This window comes from Veillonella absiana (assembly GCF_032970865.1).
In the GTDB taxonomy this organism is placed as follows: Bacteria; Bacillota; Negativicutes; order Veillonellales; family Veillonellaceae; genus Veillonella; species Veillonella absiana.
Genome location: NZ_JAWJZB010000005.1, coordinates 149,440 through 170,653, shown reverse-complemented (window position 1 = coordinate 170,653; position 21,214 = coordinate 149,440). Strand labels below are relative to the sequence as shown.

General features: G+C 53.7%; 27 protein-coding genes. 2 read left to right on the top strand and 25 right to left on the bottom strand.

Features of this window, described 5'->3' with window-relative positions; translation table 11 throughout:
• Positions 1-8 precede the first annotated feature (8 nt).
• From RVY80_RS05470 to RVY80_RS05435, 8 genes are read right to left on the bottom strand one after another with little or no spacing between them, the layout of a single operon-like run.
• Positions 9-992 (bottom strand): phage baseplate protein, encoded by a 984-nt coding sequence (locus RVY80_RS05470; protein WP_127007594.1) that lies wholly within the window; start codon positions 990-992, stop codon positions 9-11.
• Positions 985-1,551: a putative phage tail protein gene (locus tag RVY80_RS05465; protein WP_226974272.1), complete on the bottom strand. Its 567-nt coding sequence runs from the start codon at positions 1,549-1,551 to the stop codon at positions 985-987. The genes RVY80_RS05470 and RVY80_RS05465 overlap by 8 nt, the downstream gene beginning before the upstream one ends.
• On the bottom strand, positions 1,538-2,605 hold the full coding sequence (locus tag RVY80_RS05460; protein ID WP_075581372.1) for a baseplate J/gp47 family protein: 1,068 nt from the start codon (positions 2,603-2,605) through the stop codon (positions 1,538-1,540). The genes RVY80_RS05465 and RVY80_RS05460 overlap by 14 nt, the downstream gene beginning before the upstream one ends.
• Positions 2,602-3,057, bottom strand: a complete 456-nt coding sequence (locus RVY80_RS05455) for a DUF2634 domain-containing protein (protein ID WP_225723667.1) — start codon at positions 3,055-3,057, stop codon at positions 2,602-2,604. Before RVY80_RS05455 ends, RVY80_RS05460 begins: the two co-directional genes overlap by 4 nt.
• The gene (locus RVY80_RS05450; RefSeq protein ID WP_014128566.1) at positions 3,044-3,463 is read right to left on the bottom strand and encodes a DUF2577 domain-containing protein; all 420 of its coding nucleotides are present in this window, start codon (positions 3,461-3,463) and stop codon (positions 3,044-3,046) included. The genes RVY80_RS05455 and RVY80_RS05450 overlap by 14 nt, the downstream gene beginning before the upstream one ends.
• A 6-nt stretch (positions 3,464-3,469) precedes the next feature.
• Positions 3,470-4,999 carry an XkdQ/YqbQ family protein gene (locus tag RVY80_RS05445; protein WP_127007596.1) on the bottom strand — a complete coding sequence of 510 codons (1,530 nt, stop codon included), beginning with the start codon at positions 4,997-4,999 and terminating at the stop codon, positions 3,470-3,472.
• A complete protein-coding gene (locus RVY80_RS05440; protein WP_021840505.1) occupies positions 4,965-5,699 on the bottom strand; it encodes a hypothetical protein in 735 nt (244 codons plus the stop codon). The genes RVY80_RS05445 and RVY80_RS05440 overlap by 35 nt, the downstream gene beginning before the upstream one ends.
• Entirely contained in the window at positions 5,699-7,819 is a 2,121-nt protein-coding gene (locus RVY80_RS05435; protein ID WP_317329876.1) for a phage tail tape measure protein, read from the bottom strand. The genes RVY80_RS05440 and RVY80_RS05435 overlap by 1 nt, the downstream gene beginning before the upstream one ends.
• An 80-nt stretch (positions 7,820-7,899) precedes the next feature.
• Here RVY80_RS05435 and RVY80_RS05430 point away from each other — a divergent pair, with 80 nt between their 5' ends.
• Positions 7,900-8,595: a hypothetical protein gene (locus RVY80_RS05430; RefSeq protein ID WP_127007600.1), complete on the top strand. Its 696-nt coding sequence runs from the start codon at positions 7,900-7,902 to the stop codon at positions 8,593-8,595.
• A 200-nt stretch (positions 8,596-8,795) separates the two neighbouring features.
• On the opposite strand, the gene RVY80_RS05425 is transcribed toward RVY80_RS05430, so the two are convergent.
• The 10 genes from RVY80_RS05425 to RVY80_RS05380 are packed head-to-tail and all read right to left on the bottom strand — an operon-like array spanning position 8,796 to position 15,396.
• Entirely contained in the window at positions 8,796-9,212 is a 417-nt protein-coding gene (locus RVY80_RS05425) for a phage tail assembly chaperone (protein WP_075581378.1), read from the bottom strand.
• Positions 9,213-9,225: 13 nt separating this feature from the next.
• Positions 9,226-9,645 (bottom strand): phage tail tube protein, encoded by a 420-nt coding sequence (locus RVY80_RS05420; protein ID WP_014128573.1) that lies wholly within the window; start codon positions 9,643-9,645, stop codon positions 9,226-9,228.
• 23 nt (positions 9,646-9,668) lie between these two features.
• Positions 9,669-10,751 carry a phage tail sheath subtilisin-like domain-containing protein gene (locus RVY80_RS05415; RefSeq protein ID WP_127007602.1) on the bottom strand — a complete coding sequence of 361 codons (1,083 nt, stop codon included), beginning with the start codon at positions 10,749-10,751 and terminating at the stop codon, positions 9,669-9,671.
• 3 nt (positions 10,752-10,754) lie between these two features.
• Positions 10,755-11,195, bottom strand: a complete 441-nt coding sequence (locus tag RVY80_RS05410) for a phage tail terminator family protein (protein ID WP_127007604.1) — start codon at positions 11,193-11,195, stop codon at positions 10,755-10,757.
• Entirely contained in the window at positions 11,192-11,611 is a 420-nt protein-coding gene (locus tag RVY80_RS05405) for an HK97 gp10 family phage protein (protein WP_317329875.1), read from the bottom strand. The genes RVY80_RS05410 and RVY80_RS05405 overlap by 4 nt, the downstream gene beginning before the upstream one ends.
• A complete protein-coding gene (locus RVY80_RS05400) occupies positions 11,598-11,939 on the bottom strand; it encodes a phage head closure protein (protein ID WP_225723666.1) in 342 nt (113 codons plus the stop codon). The genes RVY80_RS05405 and RVY80_RS05400 overlap by 14 nt, the downstream gene beginning before the upstream one ends.
• 16 nt (positions 11,940-11,955) lie before the next feature.
• The gene (locus tag RVY80_RS05395) at positions 11,956-12,237 is read right to left on the bottom strand and encodes a head-tail connector protein (RefSeq protein ID WP_127007610.1); all 282 of its coding nucleotides are present in this window, start codon (positions 12,235-12,237) and stop codon (positions 11,956-11,958) included.
• A 3-nt stretch (positions 12,238-12,240) separates the two neighbouring features.
• Positions 12,241-13,431, bottom strand: a complete 1,191-nt coding sequence (locus RVY80_RS05390; protein WP_277202918.1) for a phage major capsid protein — start codon at positions 13,429-13,431, stop codon at positions 12,241-12,243.
• An 11-nt stretch (positions 13,432-13,442) separates the two neighbouring features.
• Entirely contained in the window at positions 13,443-14,150 is a 708-nt protein-coding gene (locus tag RVY80_RS05385) for a head maturation protease, ClpP-related (RefSeq protein WP_127007614.1), read from the bottom strand.
• Positions 14,140-15,396: a phage portal protein gene (locus tag RVY80_RS05380; RefSeq protein WP_127007616.1), complete on the bottom strand. Its 1,257-nt coding sequence runs from the start codon at positions 15,394-15,396 to the stop codon at positions 14,140-14,142. Before RVY80_RS05380 ends, RVY80_RS05385 begins: the two co-directional genes overlap by 11 nt.
• 66 nt (positions 15,397-15,462) lie before the next feature.
• Between RVY80_RS05380 and RVY80_RS05375 the strand changes: the two genes are divergently transcribed.
• Entirely contained in the window at positions 15,463-15,837 is a 375-nt protein-coding gene (locus RVY80_RS05375; RefSeq protein WP_127007618.1) for a hypothetical protein, read from the top strand.
• Here the strand turns inward: RVY80_RS05375 and RVY80_RS05370 are convergent, their stop codons facing one another.
• The 7 genes from RVY80_RS05370 to RVY80_RS05340 all read right to left on the bottom strand — a co-directional run bounded on the left by RVY80_RS05370 (position 15,838) and on the right by RVY80_RS05340 (position 21,190).
• Complete coding sequence (locus RVY80_RS05370) at positions 15,838-17,430, bottom strand: terminase large subunit (protein ID WP_192496426.1); 1,593 nt, start codon at positions 17,428-17,430, stop codon at positions 15,838-15,840.
• Between the two features lie 5 nt (positions 17,431-17,435).
• On the bottom strand, positions 17,436-17,906 hold the full coding sequence (locus RVY80_RS05365; protein WP_127007620.1) for a phage terminase small subunit P27 family: 471 nt from the start codon (positions 17,904-17,906) through the stop codon (positions 17,436-17,438).
• A gap of 58 nt (positions 17,907-17,964) precedes the next feature.
• Positions 17,965-18,270 (bottom strand): hypothetical protein, encoded by a 306-nt coding sequence (locus RVY80_RS05360; protein WP_151384939.1) that lies wholly within the window; start codon positions 18,268-18,270, stop codon positions 17,965-17,967.
• A gap of 172 nt (positions 18,271-18,442) precedes the next feature.
• A complete protein-coding gene (locus tag RVY80_RS05355) occupies positions 18,443-18,622 on the bottom strand; it encodes a hypothetical protein (protein WP_127007624.1) in 180 nt (59 codons plus the stop codon).
• A gap of 96 nt (positions 18,623-18,718) precedes the next feature.
• Positions 18,719-19,327 carry a DUF4314 domain-containing protein gene (locus tag RVY80_RS05350; RefSeq protein ID WP_127007626.1) on the bottom strand — a complete coding sequence of 203 codons (609 nt, stop codon included), beginning with the start codon at positions 19,325-19,327 and terminating at the stop codon, positions 18,719-18,721.
• Positions 19,328-19,410: 83 nt separating this feature from the next.
• On the bottom strand, positions 19,411-20,310 hold the full coding sequence (locus RVY80_RS05345) for an amidoligase family protein (RefSeq protein ID WP_127007628.1): 900 nt from the start codon (positions 20,308-20,310) through the stop codon (positions 19,411-19,413).
• A gap of 106 nt (positions 20,311-20,416) precedes the next feature.
• Positions 20,417-21,190 (bottom strand): hypothetical protein, encoded by a 774-nt coding sequence (locus RVY80_RS05340; RefSeq protein WP_127007630.1) that lies wholly within the window; start codon positions 21,188-21,190, stop codon positions 20,417-20,419.
• Between the last annotated feature and the right edge of the window lie 24 nt (positions 21,191-21,214).

The window sequence follows — 21,214 nt, the reverse complement described above, 5'->3', positions numbered from 1 at the left end:
CTCACCTCCTAGCCTGTCCGCTGGAACATGTACACGACGATGGACGGCTGCATGTTGTTGTGCGGCTGGCCACCACCCGTCCGGGAAAGGCTGTGGGAATGATTCCCATCCCAGGAGGTATGCCCGTCCACCTGATTCCCATGCCAGCAACCGTCGCCATAACCTACGGCAACAGGTGCATCATTGCCTTCACAGGCATCCCACTGGAAGTTGCGCGGCAATGACCCGCAGGACCAGTGACGATGATTTCCGCTGTCTCCGACTGTATGGCCATGAGCCGGAGTTTCTGGAATCGTAAGGTTGTGCTTCTCCTCACCCAGCTTGTCCCCGGCCTTGTACATGGTTCCGCTGTCTGCTGCTCCGGCCCCGATCAGGCAACGTCCCATGGCAAAGGCCACCCAGGTCGTCCCGGGCCAGTATGTCGCGGGATTCTTCCCGTCCGTAGAAATGTAGATGGCATTGACAGGGAACGGGCATGCCTGGATCTTGGCCACGGCTTCCTCGTCCATATCGGCGTAGGTGACCTTGCCCCAGCTGCCGTTGCTGTGCAGGACGGTATTCAGCTTCCCAGCAGAAGGTGACGGGACCATACCGCTCTGGCCTGCCGTCTTTTCGCCGCAGCCGCTGAAATCTGGCAGTGTAATATCCTTCGTGCCATCAAAGACAACCCGGTGAATCTTCCGCCCCGTCTGCAGCTTCGACGCACTGGCCGCATTGCCGCTGATGCCAGTCGCGTGGGCATTGGCGTCCGTCAGATGGGCATTGATGTCAGCTGCCGTAGCGGAAATCCGCTCATAGAGCCGGGCATCATTGCTGACCAGCTGGGACACAGTCTTGTTCTGCTGGTTGAATACAACCGGGTCTTCCGAAAGATACTGTGGGAAAAGCACATCATAATCCAGCGTATTCTCCACAGCTTCTGTGGGCCGGACTTCCTGTCCGGCACGGTCCGGGAAGTCGGCAGACCATTTCTCTTTGCTGTAATCATCCATTTGTCATCACTCCTTTCTTGGATACGATGGTCGCCGTCGAGAAGGTAGCTTCCCCGTTCCAGTGAATCTTGCCATTCCAGGAATAACCCAGGTAGATGGCGTATCCCAGATGGGCCGGCTTGTAGATGTTGAGCTGCGTGATGAGCTTCTGCAAGGTCGTGGTATCTTTGCCGTTCATGATGCAGTACACCTTGAAGTAGTATTCCTCATTGACTTCCTCGATATGGCCGACACTGTAGAGATTGATGATGGAGTTCATGAAATCTTTTGTAGACACATCCACGTGCTGCAGCTTGAAGAAAATCCGCTGCCTGCGGAATTCGTCACTATCTCCGTCACTGGGCTTGATGCCCAGGAACGATTCATAAAGCGGCAGCGCCCAGGTGGCGGTGTTCACGAAGAAGTTGTCCGCCAGATCCTGCAGAGCCAGGCGCAGACGGTCATGTTCCTCATTGCAGGTTTCTGCCGCGCAGTGGAACATCGGGTCTTTGGATAAGAAATTCGGCAAATACTTCAGGATATCCATCCGGCTCTGCCGCATCCAGTCATTGGCTGACAAGGTTCAGCACCACCTTCCCTGCCACGGGGATCTGCTCGTTCGTCAGTTCCACGTTGGCCGCTTTTCCATTAAGCTTCAAATCCTTATAATCCGTAATGCCACTGATGGAAAGGAGGAGTTTCCCCATCTGGGCCAGGCTGACATAAGAAAGCGTGAAGCCCGTCTGCTTGAGATAGGCTGTCATGGCTGCCTTTACGGCATCGGGGCTGGCTGTGCCATAGACATCTGCCGTCAAATCAATGGATAATGGCGCCGGCGAAACGACGGTCACGGTCGCACCGATAGGCCGCTGGCTTTCGATGTAGTCATAGACCTCCTGGATCAGTTCAGCCGATGCCGATTCATTCTCTGCCGTGACGATGATGACCTTCACCGTGCCATTGCCCTGCCAGAGCGGGATGACTTTGCAGTTCCCGACGCCATCGACAGACATGGCCCAGTCACGATAATGATTGGCATTGCCCGAGGTGATAGGCTGGCGCACCCGGAACAGGAGCCGGGCAAGGAGTGCGTCATCCGTTTCTTCATCCGCCCCATCGGTGCATTTCTTATGGTTAACGACTGCCGAGATATTCGGGATGGAATAGGGGATTTCTGTAATCGTTCCTTCGGCCACATTGCCACTCGCCCCGGCATCGGCAGCTTCCACGGGAATCGTAACCTCAGCGGCATCGGCAGGAATGGTGGCCGACTCCAGGGTATAAAATCGCTGGCCGTCTTTTGTCTGGAAGAGACTGCTGCGAATGATGTAGGCTCCTGCCATCCCCGTCACCGTAACTTCTCCTTTGGCCTTGACGGCTTTCTTGCGATCGACGCCAAATTCCGCTGCCCGCAGCGTCAGGTAGTCGCCCCAGGACGTTTCGGCAAAGGCCGCGTCGCGCAACATGGCCATCTCGGCATAGCTGCTCTCAAATTCCACGGCATTGGCGTCGATCAGGTCGCGGGCAAAGGTGCCTTCCATGGTACTTTGCTCTTTTTCCGTAATGGTGTGCAGGGTTTGGGCCATGCGGCTCTCAATCACATCTTTGGTTTGTGCATCAAATAAATTGCTCATGCCTCGCTCCTTCCTGCCGTCACGGTCAATGATTCGTCACTGTAAATGGAAGTGACGTCAACCGTAATGGCCAAATCATCCCGTTCCCGCTTCTCCACCTCGATATGGTTAATGCGGGCAATGTACGGATTCACCATCAATCCCTCACGGATATTCTGGCAAATCCTGTCTGCCGTATACTGGCTGTTTGGCGCTCTCCCCTGATACGGCTCGATGGTAATGCCATAGCTGTCATCATAGGCCAAGTAGCGATACCGCTCGGTGAGGATTGCCTTATAAATCCAGACCTTGAGGGCTTCATTTTCTGTCACCATCAGGTTCTGGCCTTTTTCATCGTAGCGGAAGCACTGCTTATCAAAGTCATAGCCGTATTCTACGAAAAGAGGCAGCGACTCATTCCGGTTCGCTGCCTGGATGCTGTTCATTGCTACAAAAGGATCAGCCATGGCCATCAATCCTCACAATCTCATCCAAAATAATGTACTGCTGAATCCGGTCGTTGATGAGCATGGGCATGATGGCCACGTACATGCCGGGCTTCAGCGTATCCGTATAGATGACGGAATCGGTGTAGGCATTATCGATATCATGATTATGGGACTGGTAAGCCGCATCGCCGCTGCCGCCGGCACGGTTCTGTGTCGCCGATACCAGATGGCCTTTAGCCGTGCGGCCATAACCTGCCAGGAGATAATGGGAAATCCACAGCTCCTCTTTCGTCAGGATGATGCCGTTGTAACGGACTTTAATCTCTGGCGGCGAAGCAAGGATCTGCCCGATTTGAATGTCCGGGCTATTGCTGCTGCGGCTGACCTGCTCCATCAGATTCAGCAGGCTGATATACGGATTTTTCTGCATCTCCTGTCACCCCCTCGATGTCTTGATGATGGTCGCCGGATAATAGTCGCTCCCCATATCGATGCTGCCTTCGTAGTGATGAAAACAGCCATAGACATTGGAGCTGTTGCCCCAGCAGCCGCCGCTTCCGTCATAGACGACGACATGCCAGTTCGGGTCCGGCTTGCTGTAGCGGTTGTACATGATGATGTCGCCCTTTTCGAGCTGCGACGGGTCATAAGGGATAGCCATACCCTGCGCTTCGGCATCGGCGCGCAGCTGGTCGCAGCCTTTCACGCCATTGTTATATTCCTGCGCTGCAAAAGGGGAATAGCCCGCTGCAGCGATGGTCGCCCGGTCGACACAGCCTTCTGAGCCATAGGGAGAAACGGTACCCTCGAAATTGGCCATGCACGCATCGACCACACTGCTGCCAGCGATAGCGCCACCTGCAGGAACAGAAGATGTCGATTCCGTTTCCGCTGGCGGCACATAGTCTGGGTTGGCATTGTACGATGTACTGTCCAGTTCCTGTTTCTGCTCATCCAGCAGTTTGTTGAATACCAGATGCAGCTCCATCAGGTGCTTGTTGCCTTCGATTTTATGGCTGTCCGACTTGATGAAGAACTGGCCCTTGAGCTGTTCTTCCTGGACTGAGACAGAAAGCCCAGCGATGCACTGGATATGACCGATGGCCCGGATGGACATGTCATGGGCGACGGTCTTCAGCATGGCCCTTGCCTGCGAGGCATCGTCCTGCTTAGGGTCGGCCTTGCAAATGGCCTGGATGAGACCAAATTTCTGGATGTCTGTAGTATTGGGCAGCTCCCCCTTCGTCTGTCCCGTACTGTCAACGACGACCACTTTCGATACCATGTCTTCCACCGATTCAGAAACAGACGCGCCCGTCAGATTCGTCACATCGCTGATCAGGAAGTCCTCCACCACCTGGTCATTCATGCAGACCACGTTGAGCTTCCCTTCGGTCATGTAGATATGGTATCCCTTGCCATCCTGTGCAGACTGATAGGATAATGCCTGCTTGATAGCCTCCGTAGCCGAGATATCATCGGCAATGAAATTGCAGGTGACGGACAGGTCGGGAATAGTCCCGGCCGGAATAGAAAAGTCATTGATGGTCTGGCGGATGGCGTCGGCCACTGTGACGTTCGTGTACTTCTTGGTTATGCGGGACTTGGCCAGATAGACGATATTGTCAAAGGCTGTAAAATGCATCACGGAAGAGCCGCTCTCCCGGCTGCGGCCAAAAATACGTCCCTGGAACAGGTGGACAGTCTGCTGCGTCTTATCGTCAATGTGGATAAACAGCACCTCGTCCCCCAGTTCCAGTTCCGGATTCTGCCAAGATTTATCCCGCGTCGTATAGGCCAGATCGAATTCCAGCCTGCGTCCGGCCTGTTCGACGTCCCCGGACCAAGTTGCACAAATCAGCCAGCCCGTAAGGTCTGCGTTCTCGGGCTTTTTCTGGCCTTCCGTCTGAGCATCCTCGGTATTGGTTTTCTTATTGATTCTTTGCAACTGGAACATTTTCATCATTCCTTTTGAGGTTCATCGTCGTCAGGCGGATGATATCCCCGGGCGAAAGACCGCCGTTACGGACGATGCTGCGATAGATCTGGAACTTCGAGAACTGCTCATTGTTGAGCGTCACCGATTTCCCCACGGCCCGGCCGATGACGTTCCCGATACTGTCACCGGGATAATAGGTGATGTTCTTCTTCATCTTCGACCAGAACGATTCCGGCCGCTTCTTCAGCCCTGTCGCAGCATCGGTCTTTCCCGTCTCCGGTGCTGTGACGTAGCGGTACTCTGTCAGGCCCAGCTCGTAATAGACATCGCCGCTGCCGTCCTTTTCACCAAACTTGAAGGACGAAATCAGGCAGGGCATGGAAAGCGGCGTATCCGACACCGTCAGCTGACAGACGCTGTCACCGGTACGCATCGTTTCCAGTTGGGCGATGTATGTATAAGGCGCAAGGCCCATCATGGCAAAGGGATAATCCTGTGCTGGGAAAAATCCGGAAAGGGTCAGTGTCCTGAGTCCCGTCTTTCCCATCATGAGGTAGTCGCCGAAGTTATTGATGTTCACCGTGCCATGATTCGTATTGACAGATACCATCAGCTCCGAAGGCAGGACGGGAAAGACCACCGCTGCCGATTCAGAAGAGAGAGAAATTGTGAGGGAAGATGCAGCCTGGCCGATGGCGTTCAACAGGGATGCTAAGAAAGAACTCATCAGAGGGTCGCTCCTTTCATGCGGTTCATGCCGTACAGTCTCATTTTTTCGACGAGTTTTTCAGCGACGGCGTCGATGTCCTGCTCGCTGCGAACGTTCATCGTATCAATGCAGATGGTGATGCCGCCGCTGCCGGCGTTCATGGCCTGACGGATGCTTTCATCATGAGGTATGACCGTACTGCCGTTGGGCAGGTGTACCAACTCGCCCCGGCGGTCTTCATTGATGACGGCAAAGCCGCCACGAAAGTTCTCGACACCGCTTTCAAAGTGGCTGATACTTGGGATATCAAATCCCACATGGGTCGGCGCCCCTCCCGTCAGGGACGGAATGTCGATAGACAGGCTGTTGATGCTGGAAATCAGGCCGTTCACCTGGTCGATGACCCAGTTCACACCGCTGCGAAAGGTGTCCTTGATGCTTTCCCAGATACTGGAGGCCGTCTCGCTGATGCCGTTCATGGCTCCGTCCCAGGCAGAACTGATCCAGTTCATCCCTGCATCGACGGCGTCCGATACAGCCTGTATAGCCTGTTCGATATAATGCGACACGGTATCCCAGTTCCTCCACAGAAGGTACAAGGCAGCAATAATCGCGGCAATGATGATAATGATGGGATTGGCCATGGCTGCGGCGCCTACGGCACGGATGATGGTGATCATCATGCGTCCGGCAGTCAGAAAGGTACTGCCCATGCCCCTGGCCACGATGGCAATGCCCCGGCAGACCGGAATGAGTCCTTTGAACTGGGTCGAGAGATACTTCGAGACACTGCCGGCTTTGCTAATGCCCGTGGCAATAGAGTTGAAAGTACCAAAAGCCCTGCCGCCGACCGTCAGCACCCGCCCCAGGGTGGAACCGAAGAGCTGGAAGGTCACGATGCCAAAAGCCACCTGGCCAATCAGCGTTTTCTGTTCCGGTGTAAGCGCACGGAACCAGGCAGCCAGTTCCTTGACGCGCATCGACATGGCCTTGAAGTACGGCGTAAACGACACCGCTAAATCCATGCCGGCATTCTTCAGCTGGTTCATGGCAATCTGCATCTGCTCCGACGGGGTCAGCATCTTCTCATAGGCTTCCCGGGTCATGCCGGCAGACTGGGCCATCTGGTCCATGACCTTATCGAAGTCCCCGGCTCCCTTGCCCGTCAGGACCAGGATGCTGTTCAGGCCCTCGACAGAGCCAAAGAGCTGGGCCATCTGTTCGGCATCGCCGCCTGTCGCCCGCTTCACTTCGTCCAGGAACTTCACCCAGCCCACGCTCTGCAGATGAGCCGCATTGAACTCAAGGCCAAGGGACTGAGCCAGTTTCGCCGCTTCGGCAGACGGCTTCAGGATGTTGCTGTAAGCCGCCTTGAGTCCGGTAATGGCCTCGCTGGTCCGGATACCGTTCTTGGTCAGGACGGCGATGGAACCGAACAGTTCCTGGGTACTGACATTGAGCTGTGCCGCAATGGGAATGACATTGCCCATGGACTGGGCCATCTCGCCAAAGGATGTCTTGCCGAAGTTCTGTGCCAGGAGCATCTGGTCCGTCACCGCCGTGGCTTCTTCTGCCGATTTTCCATAGGCATTGAGGACCGTGGTCACACCGTTAACGGCAGTCGTCGTGTCGGTGAAGCCGGCTTTCGCAGCAATTGTCATGTCTTTGACAAAGCCCACGGCATGGGCCGCATCGACACCAGCGGAAATGGCCTGGTAGACCGATTCCGAAAGATCAGCGACACCTGCGCCCGTTTCATCGCTGACAGCACGAATCTCATCACTGACCTTCTGCATGGAAACGACCGTCGTGTCGACCAAAGTCGAAATCTTGGCGATACCGTTGGCAAAGTCGCTGTGCAGCTTGAAGCCTGCCGTTGCGGCTGCCAGGAGGGGGGCTGACAGCAGGGCCATCTTGTCTGATAAGCCGGAAATCTTGCTTCCCGTCTGCTCGATGCTCTTCGCCGTCCGTTTCTGGATGCGCTCATGCTCCGTCAGCTTGTCCGACAGTCCGCTGACCGATTGTTTCGCCGCCGCCATCTGGGTCTTCATGGTCCCCAGGCTGGCATTGACGCTACGCACGGTCGGCGTGAACAAATCCCGCAGCCGGATGGCGGCATCGATGACATTATTGGCCATGCTGTTTCACCTCTCAATGTTGTTACAGATATTAAAAATATAGTAAGATAAAAGAAGTCTATCGTTACGGAGGAATTCCAATGCGCTATTTCAATGAAACAGAAAAAAGATTAGCTGAACGATATCACCATATGGAGCTTGGTACTTGCAAAATCTGTGAAGAATGTCACAAGAAAGAACATTTATCCTTACCGATTGGCTGCTGGTGCGTAGGTTCCGATTTTAATAAAACTTCCAAGAGAATTCTATTTGTCGGTAAAAATGCCAGAAACAATCCCGGCACGATTGAAGACGGCTTTCGCAATCCCTTTCAATATACCCGTGAATCTCTGTGGAACAAAAGCTGGCCATATTGGAGCTATACTCGTGCTATCACTCAGAGAATATTCGGTGACGATTCTATAGAACACATCGCATTTACCAATATTGTCAAATGCAACAATTCCGGAGGAAAGGATACTACCTCAGATTTTGTAAAATCCAACTGTATCCTAAACCTAAAAGTCCTTCAGCAGGAATTAAAGGTAATACATCCTACTCATATCATTTTTTATACAGCTTGGTATTATGACGATTACATACCTAACGTTTTTGACCGTTATAATATTCATTACAACGGTTCTAAAGACATCGGGAAAAGAAAAATGCCCTGGCAGGAAGCCATTTCCACTCTGGGCAATCAAACCTTTCATGTACTACGTGTCGGCCACCCACAATGCAAGAAAAAAAGCGACTTCGTCTATGAAATATCTAAGTGGCTTGAGCCTGCCTTATGACTTTATGGCAGATAGCCGTATTTTCAGCAGTTAATCCGATAATGCTGAAGATACTTTTTTATCGCGTTCTTCCATCTCATAGCGGATAAAAGCATACAGCACCTGCCGTTCGCCGTATCCCAGTTTCATGACCGCTGACGGCAGCAGGTGATGCTCCCGGAACAATAGATACATCGCCTGCACCTCGCCATCGGTCCGAATCAGTTTTTTACGGCTTTGTCCGCCTTTTCCTGGGTCGTATAGCCGTTAAGTTCTGTAATCTGTGCCGTAAGGTCGGCAATCTCGCCTGCCAGGAAGAGCTTGCGGATGATGTCACCAGGAAGTACGGCCCCGAATTTTTCCAGCAGATCCTTATTCTTGAGGTCCGGATCGGCAATCCCCGCCAGGAGCGTCTGGGTCTGCATCTGATAAATGTCGATATTGTCGGCGCTGCCGTTGGTGAAGTCCACGGCCATCTTCTGGATATCGGCGTAGCGTTCCGGGTCGATGGCCCGGAGCGTGATGATAAAATCGAATCCGAACAGCTTCGAGAGCCGTTCCATCTTCACTTTCTTTTCAGGCCGTTCGGCCAGCTTGTTCACTATATCTGCTTTCAGCAGTCGGTCTACCATATTCATGTGCTTGTTCTCCTTATGCTAAATCCAAGAGATCCCAATCCGAAAAGGTGAAGCTGTAGCTTTCCTCGCCCATCTTGTCCACTTCCCAGTCGGCCAGGATCAGGCTGTCAAAGGTCGCATCCTTGATGACGATGCGTTCGCTGCCAATGGCGTCCTTATCGTCAAGGACGGATACGATGGTCACGACGGTCTGCTTGCCCGCTTTGATGTTGTCGTTCATCTTCTTGATCATGTAGCTCGAGACTTTATGGAGCTTCAGCTGCCCTTTGCAGTCATAGCCTGTGACCTTGTAGCCCTTGCCGACATGACGGAGCATCTTCACTTCTTCCTTGGTCAGCGTGACCTCGGCCTTGAAAGCCGTGGCTTCGGCCATGAGGTCGCCGTCGATATAGAGGTCGGCATACTTGCCGTTCATCACCCGTTTGGCTTCCATGCTGTTCACTGTACCTCACCTCCTCAGATATTGACGGCAATCGTGACATCTTCCATGGCATCCAGGAGCGAAGCATCTACGGCTATAAAGACATTGCTGCCGATATTGGCCATCTTGATGTCCATTTCCGACATATCCGCCAGTTCCTCTTTCGTATACTTGCCATTGGATTCCAGCCAGATCTTTGTGGATTCCACATCGATATAAGCCGTATTCTGCCCCTGCTCCAGCAGGCCCTCCTGGGCCAGCTGGTCAAGATACCCCTGGATAGCCGTCACCAGGAGGCATCGGTTGGCATAGCTGTTGGCATACTTGCCAAGGTAATGATCCTGGGCTGTGGTGCGGATATCGTCATACATCATGTCCATCAAATCGACGAGCTTGATTTTCTGGAACGATACCCCTTTGCCCTGGACCGTCGTGACCAGGGAGTTGATGCCGCGGCCCAGCTTGACCTTTTCCCCGTCAAAGAAGAAGAACAATTTGCCGGCATCCGTCATAGTATCCATTTCTTCCTTCGTCCAGACGTCGCAGCCAATGACTTCCGGCAGCGGCGCATACGTACAGGCAATGGTCATCGGCGTTCCTGCGATGATACCCGCGATGCGCCCGCAGTACTGGGCCGTCGTGTAGGTCTTCGTTTTCGTGCGGATGACTTGATTGACGAAGTTGATGACTCCTTCCGTATCCGCTGTGCAGTCCGGCAGGACGGCCTTGATGCGCTTATTCTTATTCGTCCGCATCCCCTTGATCCAGGTCGCGATGGTGTCGATGTGGTTTTCTTCGATGTCCGGGATGACCAGGTAATCGAAGCGCTTGTTCTCGATGGCCTTGAGGACATCGGTATAATCTTCTGCATCCTTGCTGATGATTTCGGCGATGACCTTCTTCGGACTGTTCACGTAGCCGCGAAGGGTCAGTTCCAGCTGCTCACGGTTGCTGTCTGAGAGTTCTTTGGGAATGTCATCTGCCGTATACAGGTTCACTTCCGTCTGGGACGGCAGTGTCTCTTCTTTCAGAATCAGAAGGACAATACCGCGTTCGCTGCGTTCGACGGCACTGATGCCTTTTTCTTTGAACGCGATATTGATGGATGGCATTTTCATGGGTTACGTCTCCTTTCCCTGGTACCGCTGATGCAATACCTTCATGATTTCTGCCGTTTCTTCTTTTTCCCGGACGTCATAGTACTGGAAGGTCAGCGTCAGACGCCCGCCGTCATTGTCCGTCCCCATCAGCTCCTCACTCATAGACACGACAGGGAGATAACGGTTGCCGACTTTCAGTCCGTCCCGGAATAAATTTTCCGCAGCAAAAAGCACGGCGTAGATGGCCGTGCTTTTTTCCTGCTTCTTCGGCAGATACGTAATGTAGAGGTCCGTATCCCGGTAGACCTCGTTTTCTTTCTGCGGCGTCGCTACCGTCATTGTCTTCAGGAAAAAGGCCGGCGGCGCAAAGCCTTCCTTGACTTCCTGCAGGTAGACGGGATACGGGAACCGCTCTTTGAATTTCTGCTGCACCGCCTGCAGAATATCGAGATCATGGATCATGTGCCGCCTGCTTTCTTGAGGAGCTTCTTCGTGAGTCTCTCCAGTCCCGGCTGCAAGTCGCTGGCTTCGAAGACCTTGACGGATTTCTCCGTATAGTGCCGGCCTTCATAATAGCCCACGGTCCTGCCGCCCGGCGTTTTCTTGACATGGCCGTTATTCAAGAGGTGATGGACCGGATGCCTGTTGACCAGTTCATAGGTCAGCTCCGAGCCGTTATACCCTTCCACCTTATGCTTCCAGCCTTTCTTCAGCTTGCCCGTGCTGCCTTCCAGCGTGTTTTTTACGCACTCCTTTTTGAGCTTGTTGCCAAGCGTCACCAGGCCCTTCTCGGCAGTGCCGGGAAACTCTTCAATAGCAGAAAGCAGTTTTTCTGAAAGGTCATCCAATCCTTTGACCTCAAAGTCACTTCCGCTCATTGCCCGTCCCCCTCACTTCTTCCGTGCAGTACAGTTCCAGTGCTTCATGGCGCATGTACGGGTCGACGATGGTGTCGATGTCGTAGAAGTGATCCTGATACTTCACCTTCATATCATGGGTGATATGGGGACGCCAGCGGATAGTGATCTTGCTGTACTCCGTGTCCGCCTTGCGTTCCATCTCATAGAACACTTTGCCCCGGGCAGGCTCGATGGATGCCCAGCAGCGATATACTACGACGTCAGCCTGGGTATCGAAACCATATTCATCCGTCACGGCCTGCTTTCCCAGAATCTCAATCCGTTTGTTCAAAAGCCCCGTCTTCATGGGCATCCCCCCTTTTTCAAAAACAGCTCCGCCGGACCCCGAACAGCAGCCAGCGCAGACGTTTCAAAAGTCCTGCGTAGTCCGCTTCCTCACGGTGTTCATACAAAAAAGCCGCAGCATAGAGGATGGCTTCATGGAACACGACGGGATTCTCTTCGGCATCCGCTTCCTCGCAGCGGGCCAAGTCCAGGCAGAGGGCCTGGGCTGTTTCCAGGGAAGACTGGATGACGTCATCATTACTCGTGTCATCTTCATCAATCCGCAGGTATTCCCTGGCTTCTTCCAGCGTCACAATCATGGCTTATCCCTTCGCTTTCATCTCCAGGGCCTTGACCGCTTCCTTGAGCATCAGCATGCCATCGACGCGCTGGCTGGCAAGGAAGCCGATCTGGCCGTTGGCGGCATACAATTCGTTAAGCCGCTTGAAGGAGCGGTATTCCCTATCGGCAATCCAGTAGTAGCTGAAGTCCCCGAAGAGCATGGGACGGCTGCCCGCCGCCAGTTCCGGTGCAAAGGAAGTGCAGTAGCAGGGACGGTTCAGGATAGTATCCGGCGTACCGGCCGTGACAGACGGCTGCCAGATGTAGTTGCCGTTGTTGTCCTTCACCTTGCGCAAGGCCTTAATGGTTGCATCGTTCAGGAGCCATACGGCCTTGCGGCGGTACGGGATGCGCAGGGAGTGATACAGGTCGATGACATCATCAAAGGTGATGGATGCGCCATTGGCTGTCACGCCCAGCTCCGCGGACGGGAACACGCCAGTCGGCTTGTTCTTCCCGTCACCGGTGAGGAAGGCTTCTTCTTCCTTCGTGCCGATACGGCGGGCAAATTCACCGGCAATGTAGCTTTCCAGGTCGAAAGCGCTGTCGTTCAGCAGTTCTTCCGACACACGGATAGCCGTCCCCAGCTTGTACGCCCCGATGGACTGCTGGCCGAAGGTATCCTGGCTGTCCGGGTAGAGGCCGTTCTCTTCCATCCAGGACGCTTCGCCATGACCCGTCACGATGGGAATCTTGCGGTCGCCGCTGGTGTGGATGACCGTGGCCAGGCCGCGGAAGAAATTCTCTTCCTGGAGCTTGTCGATGAGCTGGTGTTCGAATTCGTCCGGTACCAGATAGCCACCATCAGCATCGGTGCCTGCACTCAGGGCGTTCTGTACATCAATGAAGTTCTTATGGCGGATGCTGTCCCAGAAAGCCTTACGATAGGCATCAGACGCACGGCCTTTCTTTTCTGCTCCATTCTGGCCTGCGCCAGGGAGTTCAGTAATCGGTGTAGTAGTGGGCTGGGCAAGCTGGGCGTCGAGCTGCTGCTGGCGTTCCAGGCGGTCGATTTCTTTGCCGAGATTTACTACATCCGCTTCCATCTTGTCGTAGCGAGCCGCATCTTCTGCAGAGACCATGCCATTTTCATCACGGACGGTATCCAGAAAATTCTTGGCGGCATCCCAGAGGTTCTTGCGTTTCTCACGCAGTGCTAAAATCGTATCCATTGTTGTCCTCCTTAATGAATGAGCAATGCCAGCCGTTTTTCTAAGGATGCGGCTGGCACTTTATGAATCGGTTCATGGGGCTTCAGTTTTTGTACCAACGAATTGGTAACAGTTACTGGCGTATAAATCATGGCTTCCGGCTGCTCTCCATTGTCCTTCTTCTGGTCGAACAGGATTTCATCGGCAAAGCCAAGTTCTACCGCCTTCTTTGCATTGAGCCAGGTTTCGTCATCCATCATGTGAGAAATCTTCGTGCGGGCCAGGCCGCTCTTGATTTCGTAGGCGTTGATGATGCTTTCCTTGACTTCGCTCAGCATGCCGATGGTCTTTTCCATCTCTGACTGGTCACCATAGGCCAGGGTCGCCGGATTATGGATCATCAGCATGGCCACTGGCGACATACAGACCTTGGTCCCGGCCATGGCGATGACAGAGGCCGCCGAAGCAGCCAGTCCGTCAATCTTAACGGTGACGTTCCCCGGATATTCCATGAGCATGTTATAAATCTGGGCAGCGGCAAAGCAGTCACCGCCCGGACTGTTGATCCAGAGGGTGATATCGCCGCTGCCCGCATTCAGTTCTTCCTTGAACGCCTTCGGCGTTACCTCATCGCCCCACCAGGTCTCGTCCGAGATCTGGCCGTCCAGGTACAGCGTCCGTTCACTGCCGAAGGCATCGGGGGCCGCATTGGTCACCCACTTCCAAAATTTATGTTTCATTCGTTTCTCCCTTCCGGGCAAAGGCCCCGGCATCTTTGAGCTTGGTCATGCTGCCGTTCACCAGGTACAGATTACCGCCTTCCTCATCGGGGACGGGATTCATGTCTTCCATCTCCCGGATATCGTTGGCGGACAGCCAGCCGTTCTGCCGGCCGATGCTGTACCCGGTCATGCGGCTCTCGTAGTCGCCGCGCATGAGGCCGTTCACGTTGAACTTCAGGAAATACTGCTTCTTCTCTTCCGGCAGGAATAGGGCTTTCTGCATGGCCTGCTCCCAGCGGATGACCCATGGGTCTAACGTGTATTTCACGAATTCCATGGACTGCTGCTCGATGTTATTGAAGGAACTTTTCTCCAGGTCGCCAATCATGTGTGGCGGGATGCGGTAGAGCCGGGCAATCTCATCGAGCTGGAACTTCCGTGTTTCCAGGAACTGTGCTTCTTCCGGCGGGATGCCGATCTGCTGGTACTTCATGCCTTCTTCCAGCACAGCCACCTTGTGGGCATTGCCCGTCCCCCGGTAGACGGCATTCCACGAATCCCGGACTTTGGCCGGATCCTTCAGAACGCCTGGATGTTCCAGCACCCCGCTGGGGCTGGCCCCGTTCGCAAAGAAAGAGGCACCGTATTCCTCGCAGGCCATGGTCATGCCCACGGCATTGCGGGCCATGGCAATCGGCGAATAACCGACCAGGCCGTCAAACCCAAGGCCGGGGATATGCAGCACTTCTTCCTTCTGCAGGGCCACCTGACCATACGGCTTGATGTTCGGATTCTCATCTCCCGTCTTGGTATACAGATAAAAAATCTTTCCCCGGTCATCCCGGCAGACGGTCATCTTGTCCGGCCTGAGCGGGTATAGTCCCTGTACCCGCCCTAATCGGTCGCGGATGATCTGGGCGTAAGCATTGCCCCAGATGAGCAGGTGGCTCATGAGCGTTTCCCGGAAGATAAACGAAGTCATCTCCGGATTCGGCTCATCATGGAGTAGATGGTACAGCGGATGGTCATAGACCCGCTCCTTGCCGCCAGGCGTGTAACGGTACAGCTGGAGCGGCAGGGCTGCCAGAGTTTCCGCCAGGATGCGGACGCAGGCATACACTGCCGTCGTCTGCATAGCCGTGAACTCGTTCACCGTCTTGCCACTGGCAGAGGGGCCGAACAGATAACGGAAATCCGTGCCGATATAATAGTTCTGAGGCTTGTCCCGGGTACGGAACAGGCTGGATAAAAAAGGGATGTGCATGGAAACCTCCTATTGCTCTATCGACAAATTTATGATATTTTCAAATTACGAAAGGAATGATGCCCAATGAAAAAATATCTATCTTATCTTGCCGTATTTTTTATCTTTTGCTTTTCACTTTGGCTTTTCCCACAATCTGCCGAAGCCACTGACATCTGGGCATATACTGCCGCTCCTCAGGATGGTAACTACCAAGCCTATGTTGTCAGTGAATCAATTCAATGGAACAACGACTATTCAAAAATAACTTGTGCTGTAAAACAAGTAAAAGATGGTTCTGTCCAAAAAGTAGTGTTCTGGAATTTTGACAGGCTATCTGATGAATGGCGATATCAAACCTCTACAATGCAAAAGCCCAATTCATTCGGTCATACCAATCGTGTATATCCTAATAGCTGGGGAGCCTATATCCTTAAAATCTGCATAGATTATTTACGTTAATCAAAATGCAATAACGCCCCGTTCATCATAGACGCTGCCGCTGCCAGTCCCGTTGCGGACGCAGCGGTCCAGTGCCATGATGGACGCCACGATTCCGTCGATCTTTTCGACGGATTTTTCTTTGTCCGGCTTGATGTTCCCCGCAGGGTCTTGGCGCATGACGACGTTGCCGGCCATCCATTTGAGGACGGGATTGCCGCCATGGTTGATATTCCCTTCCATCAGAAGCTTGAACAGCTCCTTCGACGGCGGCGACATATCCTTGAACCCCTGGCCGAAAGGCACCATGGTAAAGCCCATGTCCTCAAGATTCTGCACCATCTGGGTGGCGTTCCAGCGGTCATAGGCGATTTCCCGGATGTAGTACGTTTCCCCCAGGCGTTCGATGAACTTCTCGATAAAGCCGTAATGGATGACGTTTCCTTCCGTCGTCTGGATGAAGCCCTGCTTCTGCCAGACGTCGTAGAGGACATGGTCACGTCGGCAGCGAAGTTCCAGTGTGTCTTCCGGCAGCCAGAAGAATGGCAGCAGGATATATTTTTCCTCTTCCGTCCGGGGCGGGAAGGCCAGTACCAGGGCCGTGATATCCGATGTGCTGGACAAGTCCAGCCCGCCGTAGCACATCCGCCCCCGCAGGGAATCCAGGTCAATGGGGAGATTCCCCTTATCGTAGACCTGTTCCGGTATCCAGCGGATGCTGGCCGAAGTCCAGATATTCAATCTGAGTTGTTTGAACACATTCTCCTCGGCCGGATTCTCGATAGCGTTCTGGTACGCTTCCCGGACGCGGTCGATCTGGATGGTGTGGCCAAGGGAAGGATTCGCTTTGTACCAGTTGGCTTCATCTGTCCAGTCCGCTTCCCCTTCCAGGCCATAGACAACGGGGTAAAAGGTGTAGTCTTTCTTTCGGCCCGCCATCAAGTGAAGGGCCTTTGTGTGCAGCTCATAGCAGATACTGTTCTTGTCGTTGCCCGCCGTCGTGATGATGAAGAAGAGCGGCTGCTCCCGGGCATCGCCGGAGCCTTTGGTCAGGACATCATAGAGCTTGCGGTTCGGCTGGGCGTGGATTTCGTCAAAGACCAGGCCCGACACATTGAGTCCGTGTTTGGTCCCGGTTTCCGCCGACAGCACCTGGTAGAACCCGGCGTTGCGATAATTGATGATGCGCTTGCCCGCCGTCCGTATCTTGGAGCGGCGCATCAGGGCCGGACTCATCTCGACCATCTGCCGTGCCACATCAAAGACAATGGACGCCTGGTTTCGGTCACAGGCCGCACCATACACTTCGGCACTCGGTTCGTTATCGGCATAAAGAAGGTACAAAGCGATAGCGGCAGCCAGCTCGCTCTTTCCGTTCTTCTTTGGAACTTCTATATAGGCCGTCAGGAACTGCCGCTTGCCGTTTTCCTTGACGATGCCGAAGAGATCACGCACAATCTGTTCCTGCCACGGCAGGAGCAGGAACGGCTGCCCGGCCCATTTGCCTTTGGTATGACAGAGATGCTCGATGAAGGCAACCGCCCTGTCGGCCTTGTCCTTGTTGTAATGGGAATCCGGCAGCATGAACGCTGACGGCCTATATACAAACGCCAAACCACTCACCCCCTTAGAATCAATTCCATTTCATCCACTTCCCGTTCGCCGCCCGTGTCTTCTCCAATCATGCGGCTCCGGGCAGACGGCGTCAGGCCGAACTGCTCGCAGAACTTCAGCATGATCTTGAGGTTCGTTTGGGCGATGGACACCTGCGGTACCTGCTGCAGGTAGCCGTTCGGCGTCCGTACCATGTCGCCGTGCTGGGTAATGAATTCCTCAGCCCCTTTCCAGCGGGCGTAGGCCTGACAGTAACCGGCGAAAGCGGCACGATCGATTTCCGTCAGCATCCCCATCTCGGCGAGGACTTTTCCCAGCCGCTTCCATTCTTTCTTGGCGTCATCTTCCAGCCACTCCGGGCAGCGCGGCAGTTTGCCTTTGGGCATGGGTTCTTTCTTATTGAGCGGCCGATGGCCGGGATTGCCCTCCAATACTTTGAGGGCTGTCGGTTTCGGCTTCCTTCCTCGTACTGCCAAGCCATACACCTCCTTTCTGTAATAAAAAACAGCCCCGCAGGGCTGTTTGTGTGTTAAGTTAGAAATCTTCCAGTTCGTCCGCCACACTTTCCAGCCAGGGGCCGACTTCTTCAAGACTGCTAAATTCGGCTCTGGGAAAATCGTAAGGGCTGTCCATGGTGCCGTTTCCAAATTCTGTAAGCCAGAGGCTTTCGTCGGTGATGATGTACTTCCCAAGGTAATGGAAAAGGTAAGCAGTGTCATCCAGGTAACCCAAAGCTTCTTTCGCCTTTTCGGAAAGGTCTTCCGGCCAGTCCATCGCTACTGCGGTGGCTCCGTATGCTCCGTCCAGGTTCTGTTTGTCGATTGCGTTCAAGTCTTTCATGTTTTTCCTCGCTTTCATGTGCTTTTCCTTTGTGGGTGTTCCCATTTGGTATGTATATATATCACTCTAAAGGCACATAATAGTGAGCTTTATATTGAGAATTTATGCATTTTCTTGAGGAGCTTGATGAGAAAAGAGGGCTGATTCCCAGCCCTCTTTTGGCGCCTGCTTCTTAGCAGAAGCTGATGGTCAGCATCCCTTTCCCCATCCACCAGCTGTTTTCGACCCATGGATCTTCCATGAAGGTCTGTTTCGCTTCCTTAATTTTTCTTTCCATGTCTTCCTTGCCGAACTGTTCACAGGCGGCTTTCTTGCTGATTTTCTTTCCATCCAAGGTAATGATTGTTCTCATCGTTATTTCCCCGCTTTCTTATGCTTTGAGTGTTTTCCTTTCGGTATGTATATATATCACTCTAAATGCATAATATAGCAAGTCATTTCTGATAGATTAGTTGAGGATTTTCCATTCATCGACTCCCGGCACCAGACCAAGGCTGCAGCCCGTATCCCATGCCACGTGGATGGTCCCTATATCGTCGATGAACTGGACGGTGCCTTCCGTCCCCAGTGCCGGTGCCTGCGGGTCCTCCATATAGATTAGCTTCACCCGCATCCCGGCCATGCCTGCTTTACTGGCTTCCAGTGCTTTTTTCAGGATGACGCGGTCGAAGCCGAATTTCCGGTAATCCCGTTCCATCTGCTCATAATACCAAGGGAATGGCATCCCGCAGTGACGGTCTTCATGCATGATGTAGACCAGCCCTGTAATCGCCCCATCTTTCATCTGCACTTCGATATCCTTCTTGTAGTAGAACGTCGGGAAGCCTTCGTAACGGTCCAGCCGCTTCTCGTCGGCCTTGGAGATGGCCCAGACCGTGACGGGAACAGTGCTTTCTTCCTTGGGTTCGATGGTGGCGTAGCAGCCTGTCAGCGAGCCTTTGAAAAGCAGCTCGTATCCCTGAATGAATCCTGTCCCCACAAGGCCGGCGTCGCGGCACCGTACGGCCATCTGCTGTTCGTCCATATTGCTTCCGTAAGCGATGTAGTATTTCTTCATATTGCTCATCCTTTCTGAAGGGAATGTCCTTCTACCCCCTTAAGGGCAGCCGGGGCTGCCCTGTGTGTAGTTTATCGTTCCCTTCAGGCGGCTGCGTGTCTCCATGCGGCGTTGCCCGTCAGGTTCTTCAAAAGGTGATGGCGGCAGGTCTTGAACTCGTCGCCAATCAGGCCAAGCCGGAGCATCCAGCAGCGGAAGGCGTATTTTTCATTGTCCGTTTCCGTTTTCCGTGCCGAGGCTTTCTTCTGGGTCAGGGCCTGGTGGGTCATGGCAAGGCAGAACTGGATGTAGGCTTTGATTTCGCCGGCGTGGAGGGTGCCGTTGAAAAGGCGGAACTCGACGGTGCCTTTGGTGAAGGTGGCGTGGATGTTCAGGCCGTGGTAGCGGCTGCTGTTGTAATGCATGTTCCGTCCGCAGGGGGCTTCCATGTACCAGAGGTCTGCGAATTTCGCCATCGTCGCCGGCCGTTTCTTATTCAGCTCCCTGAGAAACTTTTCATTGGTCTTGCGGCAGTAGCGGTGTTCCCTGCCCGGGTTGATGCTCAGTGCGCGGTAGATCAGATCTTCCTTGCTGTAAAAGACGTTCACCAGATTCCGCAGTGTCTTCGGCGTGAACCGTTCCGCCCCCACATGGATGTGGATGCCGCAGGAGCTGTTGGCGAAAGCGCCGGCCTTGCGCAGGGTGCGGATGAGTTCCTGCAGGCTCGGGATGTCGTCGTAGGAAAGGATGGGGCTGACCACTTCGGTGCGGTAGTTTGTCGAGGCTTCAACAGTGCGTCCGCCGACCTTCTTTTCGGGAACCAGGCTGGAATCGTTCATGGCTTTCCATTTCCGTCCCTGTCCGTCTTCTGCGATGTAGGTGTCGTAGGCGCCGCCTTCGTGGTATTTGCGTTCCGTCCCGAAGAAGGTGGCCATCAGGCTGGCCGCCTTGCTGCGGGTAATCCCTGTCATTTCGATTTCGATGCCAAAGTGCTGTGTTTTCATAATTCTCTCTGTCCTTTCTATGTGTGCGTGTGTCCTCTCGGTACACCATATATCACTCTAAAGGCACACAATAGCAAGTCATTTTGAGAATAATTATGGATTAATTTTACCGGTTCCGGTGTGCTTTCACCCGCTCTGCATGACGCTTTGCTTCTTCTTCCGTGCGGAAAGCACTCCAGCCGTTGAGGTCCTTCATCAGGGCCATGCGGGATTCATGGCTGGCCTTGGTCCCCATGCCGATGCGCAGGAGCCAGCTCCTGAAATAGTACTTTTCGTTCTCCGGTTTCTTCACCGCAGGCTGTACCCGCTTTGCTTTGCGGGCCGCGCTAATCAGGAAGGCGAAAAGTTCCACCATGGCCCGGTTCTTTACGGCGTTCCCCTTGTCGGCAAAGCAGAAGGTCGCCGATTCTTCATTCAGACGGATACCCTTATTGCCGCTTAGGCAAGTACCGTACACCTTGAAGAAGGAAGCAGCGTCAGTAAGTGCGGCTTCTTTCAGGGCCGTCACGCAGTCTTCTGTAATATGGAAGTTCTCGGAGCCTGCTGCGCGGTTCAGCAGGTACTGCTGGGCGCTGAGGGTGAAGATCAGGCTGCGGAGATGGATGCCGTCCATCCCGTCAATGGGAACACCGACTTCGATGGTTTCTGTTTCGGCTTCTGCTTCCGGTTCCACCAGCCCTTCCTCTTCGAGGAAGCGGCGCAGGGCCTGCTGCGTCTTTTCGTCATCACATTCGATTTCTCCGCTTCGGAGGATGCGGAAGCCGCAGCCTTCAAAAGCAAAGGTCGGAGTTCCTGCATAGTGCAGTTTTTCGTTATGGTTGAAGGGAATCAGGTGTTTCGCCAGTTCCTTGCGGTCGTCCAGATTGGTTTTGATGGTCATATGTATGTACCTCCTTTTTTTGTT

Excerpts from the sequence above, each read along its gene's own strand:
- RVY80_RS05390 (WP_277202918.1), bottom strand. The coding sequence starts at position 13,431 with ATGGATACGATTTTAGCACTGCGTGAGAAACGCAAGAACCTCTGGGAT.
- RVY80_RS05360 (WP_151384939.1), bottom strand. The coding sequence starts at position 18,270 with ATGAAAGACTTGAACGCAATCGACAAACAGAACCTGGACGGAGCATAC.
- RVY80_RS05405 (WP_317329875.1), bottom strand. The coding sequence starts at position 11,611 with ATGAGCGGAAGTGACTTTGAGGTCAAAGGATTGGATGACCTTTCAGAA.
- RVY80_RS05420 (WP_014128573.1), bottom strand. The coding sequence starts at position 9,645 with ATGGAAGCCAAACGGGTGATGAACGGCAAGTATGCCGACCTCTATATC.
- RVY80_RS05445 (WP_127007596.1), bottom strand. The coding sequence starts at position 4,999 with ATGATGAAAATGTTCCAGTTGCAAAGAATCAATAAGAAAACCAATACC.
- RVY80_RS05385 (WP_127007614.1), bottom strand. The coding sequence starts at position 14,150 with ATGAAACATAAATTTTGGAAGTGGGTGACCAATGCGGCCCCCGATGCC.
- RVY80_RS05345 (WP_127007628.1), bottom strand. The coding sequence starts at position 20,310 with ATGAAAACACAGCACTTTGGCATCGAAATCGAAATGACAGGGATTACC.
- RVY80_RS05350 (WP_127007626.1), bottom strand. The coding sequence starts at position 19,327 with ATGAAGAAATACTACATCGCTTACGGAAGCAATATGGACGAACAGCAG.
- RVY80_RS05435 (WP_317329876.1), bottom strand. The coding sequence starts at position 7,819 with ATGGCCAATAATGTCATCGATGCCGCCATCCGGCTGCGGGATTTGTTC.
- RVY80_RS05340 (WP_127007630.1), bottom strand. The coding sequence starts at position 21,190 with ATGACCATCAAAACCAATCTGGACGACCGCAAGGAACTGGCGAAACAC.
- RVY80_RS05410 (WP_127007604.1), bottom strand. The coding sequence starts at position 11,195 with ATGATCCATGATCTCGATATTCTGCAGGCGGTGCAGCAGAAATTCAAA.
- RVY80_RS05460 (WP_075581372.1), bottom strand. The coding sequence starts at position 2,605 with ATGAGCAATTTATTTGATGCACAAACCAAAGATGTGATTGAGAGCCGC.
- RVY80_RS05375 (WP_127007618.1), top strand. The coding sequence starts at position 15,463 with ATGAAAAAATATCTATCTTATCTTGCCGTATTTTTTATCTTTTGCTTT.
- RVY80_RS05395 (WP_127007610.1), bottom strand. The coding sequence starts at position 12,237 with ATGATTGTGACGCTGGAAGAAGCCAGGGAATACCTGCGGATTGATGAA.
- RVY80_RS05380 (WP_127007616.1), bottom strand. The coding sequence starts at position 15,396 with ATGCACATCCCTTTTTTATCCAGCCTGTTCCGTACCCGGGACAAGCCT.
- RVY80_RS05450 (WP_014128566.1), bottom strand. The coding sequence starts at position 3,463 with ATGCAGAAAAATCCGTATATCAGCCTGCTGAATCTGATGGAGCAGGTC.
- RVY80_RS05430 (WP_127007600.1), top strand. The coding sequence starts at position 7,900 with ATGCGCTATTTCAATGAAACAGAAAAAAGATTAGCTGAACGATATCAC.
- RVY80_RS05470 (WP_127007594.1), bottom strand. The coding sequence starts at position 992 with ATGGATGATTACAGCAAAGAGAAATGGTCTGCCGACTTCCCGGACCGT.
- RVY80_RS05400 (WP_225723666.1), bottom strand. The coding sequence starts at position 11,939 with ATGAAGACGGGGCTTTTGAACAAACGGATTGAGATTCTGGGAAAGCAG.
- RVY80_RS05440 (WP_021840505.1), bottom strand. The coding sequence starts at position 5,699 with ATGAGTTCTTTCTTAGCATCCCTGTTGAACGCCATCGGCCAGGCTGCA.
- RVY80_RS05415 (WP_127007602.1), bottom strand. The coding sequence starts at position 10,751 with ATGAAAATGCCATCCATCAATATCGCGTTCAAAGAAAAAGGCATCAGT.
- RVY80_RS05455 (WP_225723667.1), bottom strand. The coding sequence starts at position 3,057 with ATGGCCATGGCTGATCCTTTTGTAGCAATGAACAGCATCCAGGCAGCG.
- RVY80_RS05425 (WP_075581378.1), bottom strand. The coding sequence starts at position 9,212 with ATGAATATGGTAGACCGACTGCTGAAAGCAGATATAGTGAACAAGCTG.
- RVY80_RS05355 (WP_127007624.1), bottom strand. The coding sequence starts at position 18,622 with ATGAGAACAATCATTACCTTGGATGGAAAGAAAATCAGCAAGAAAGCC.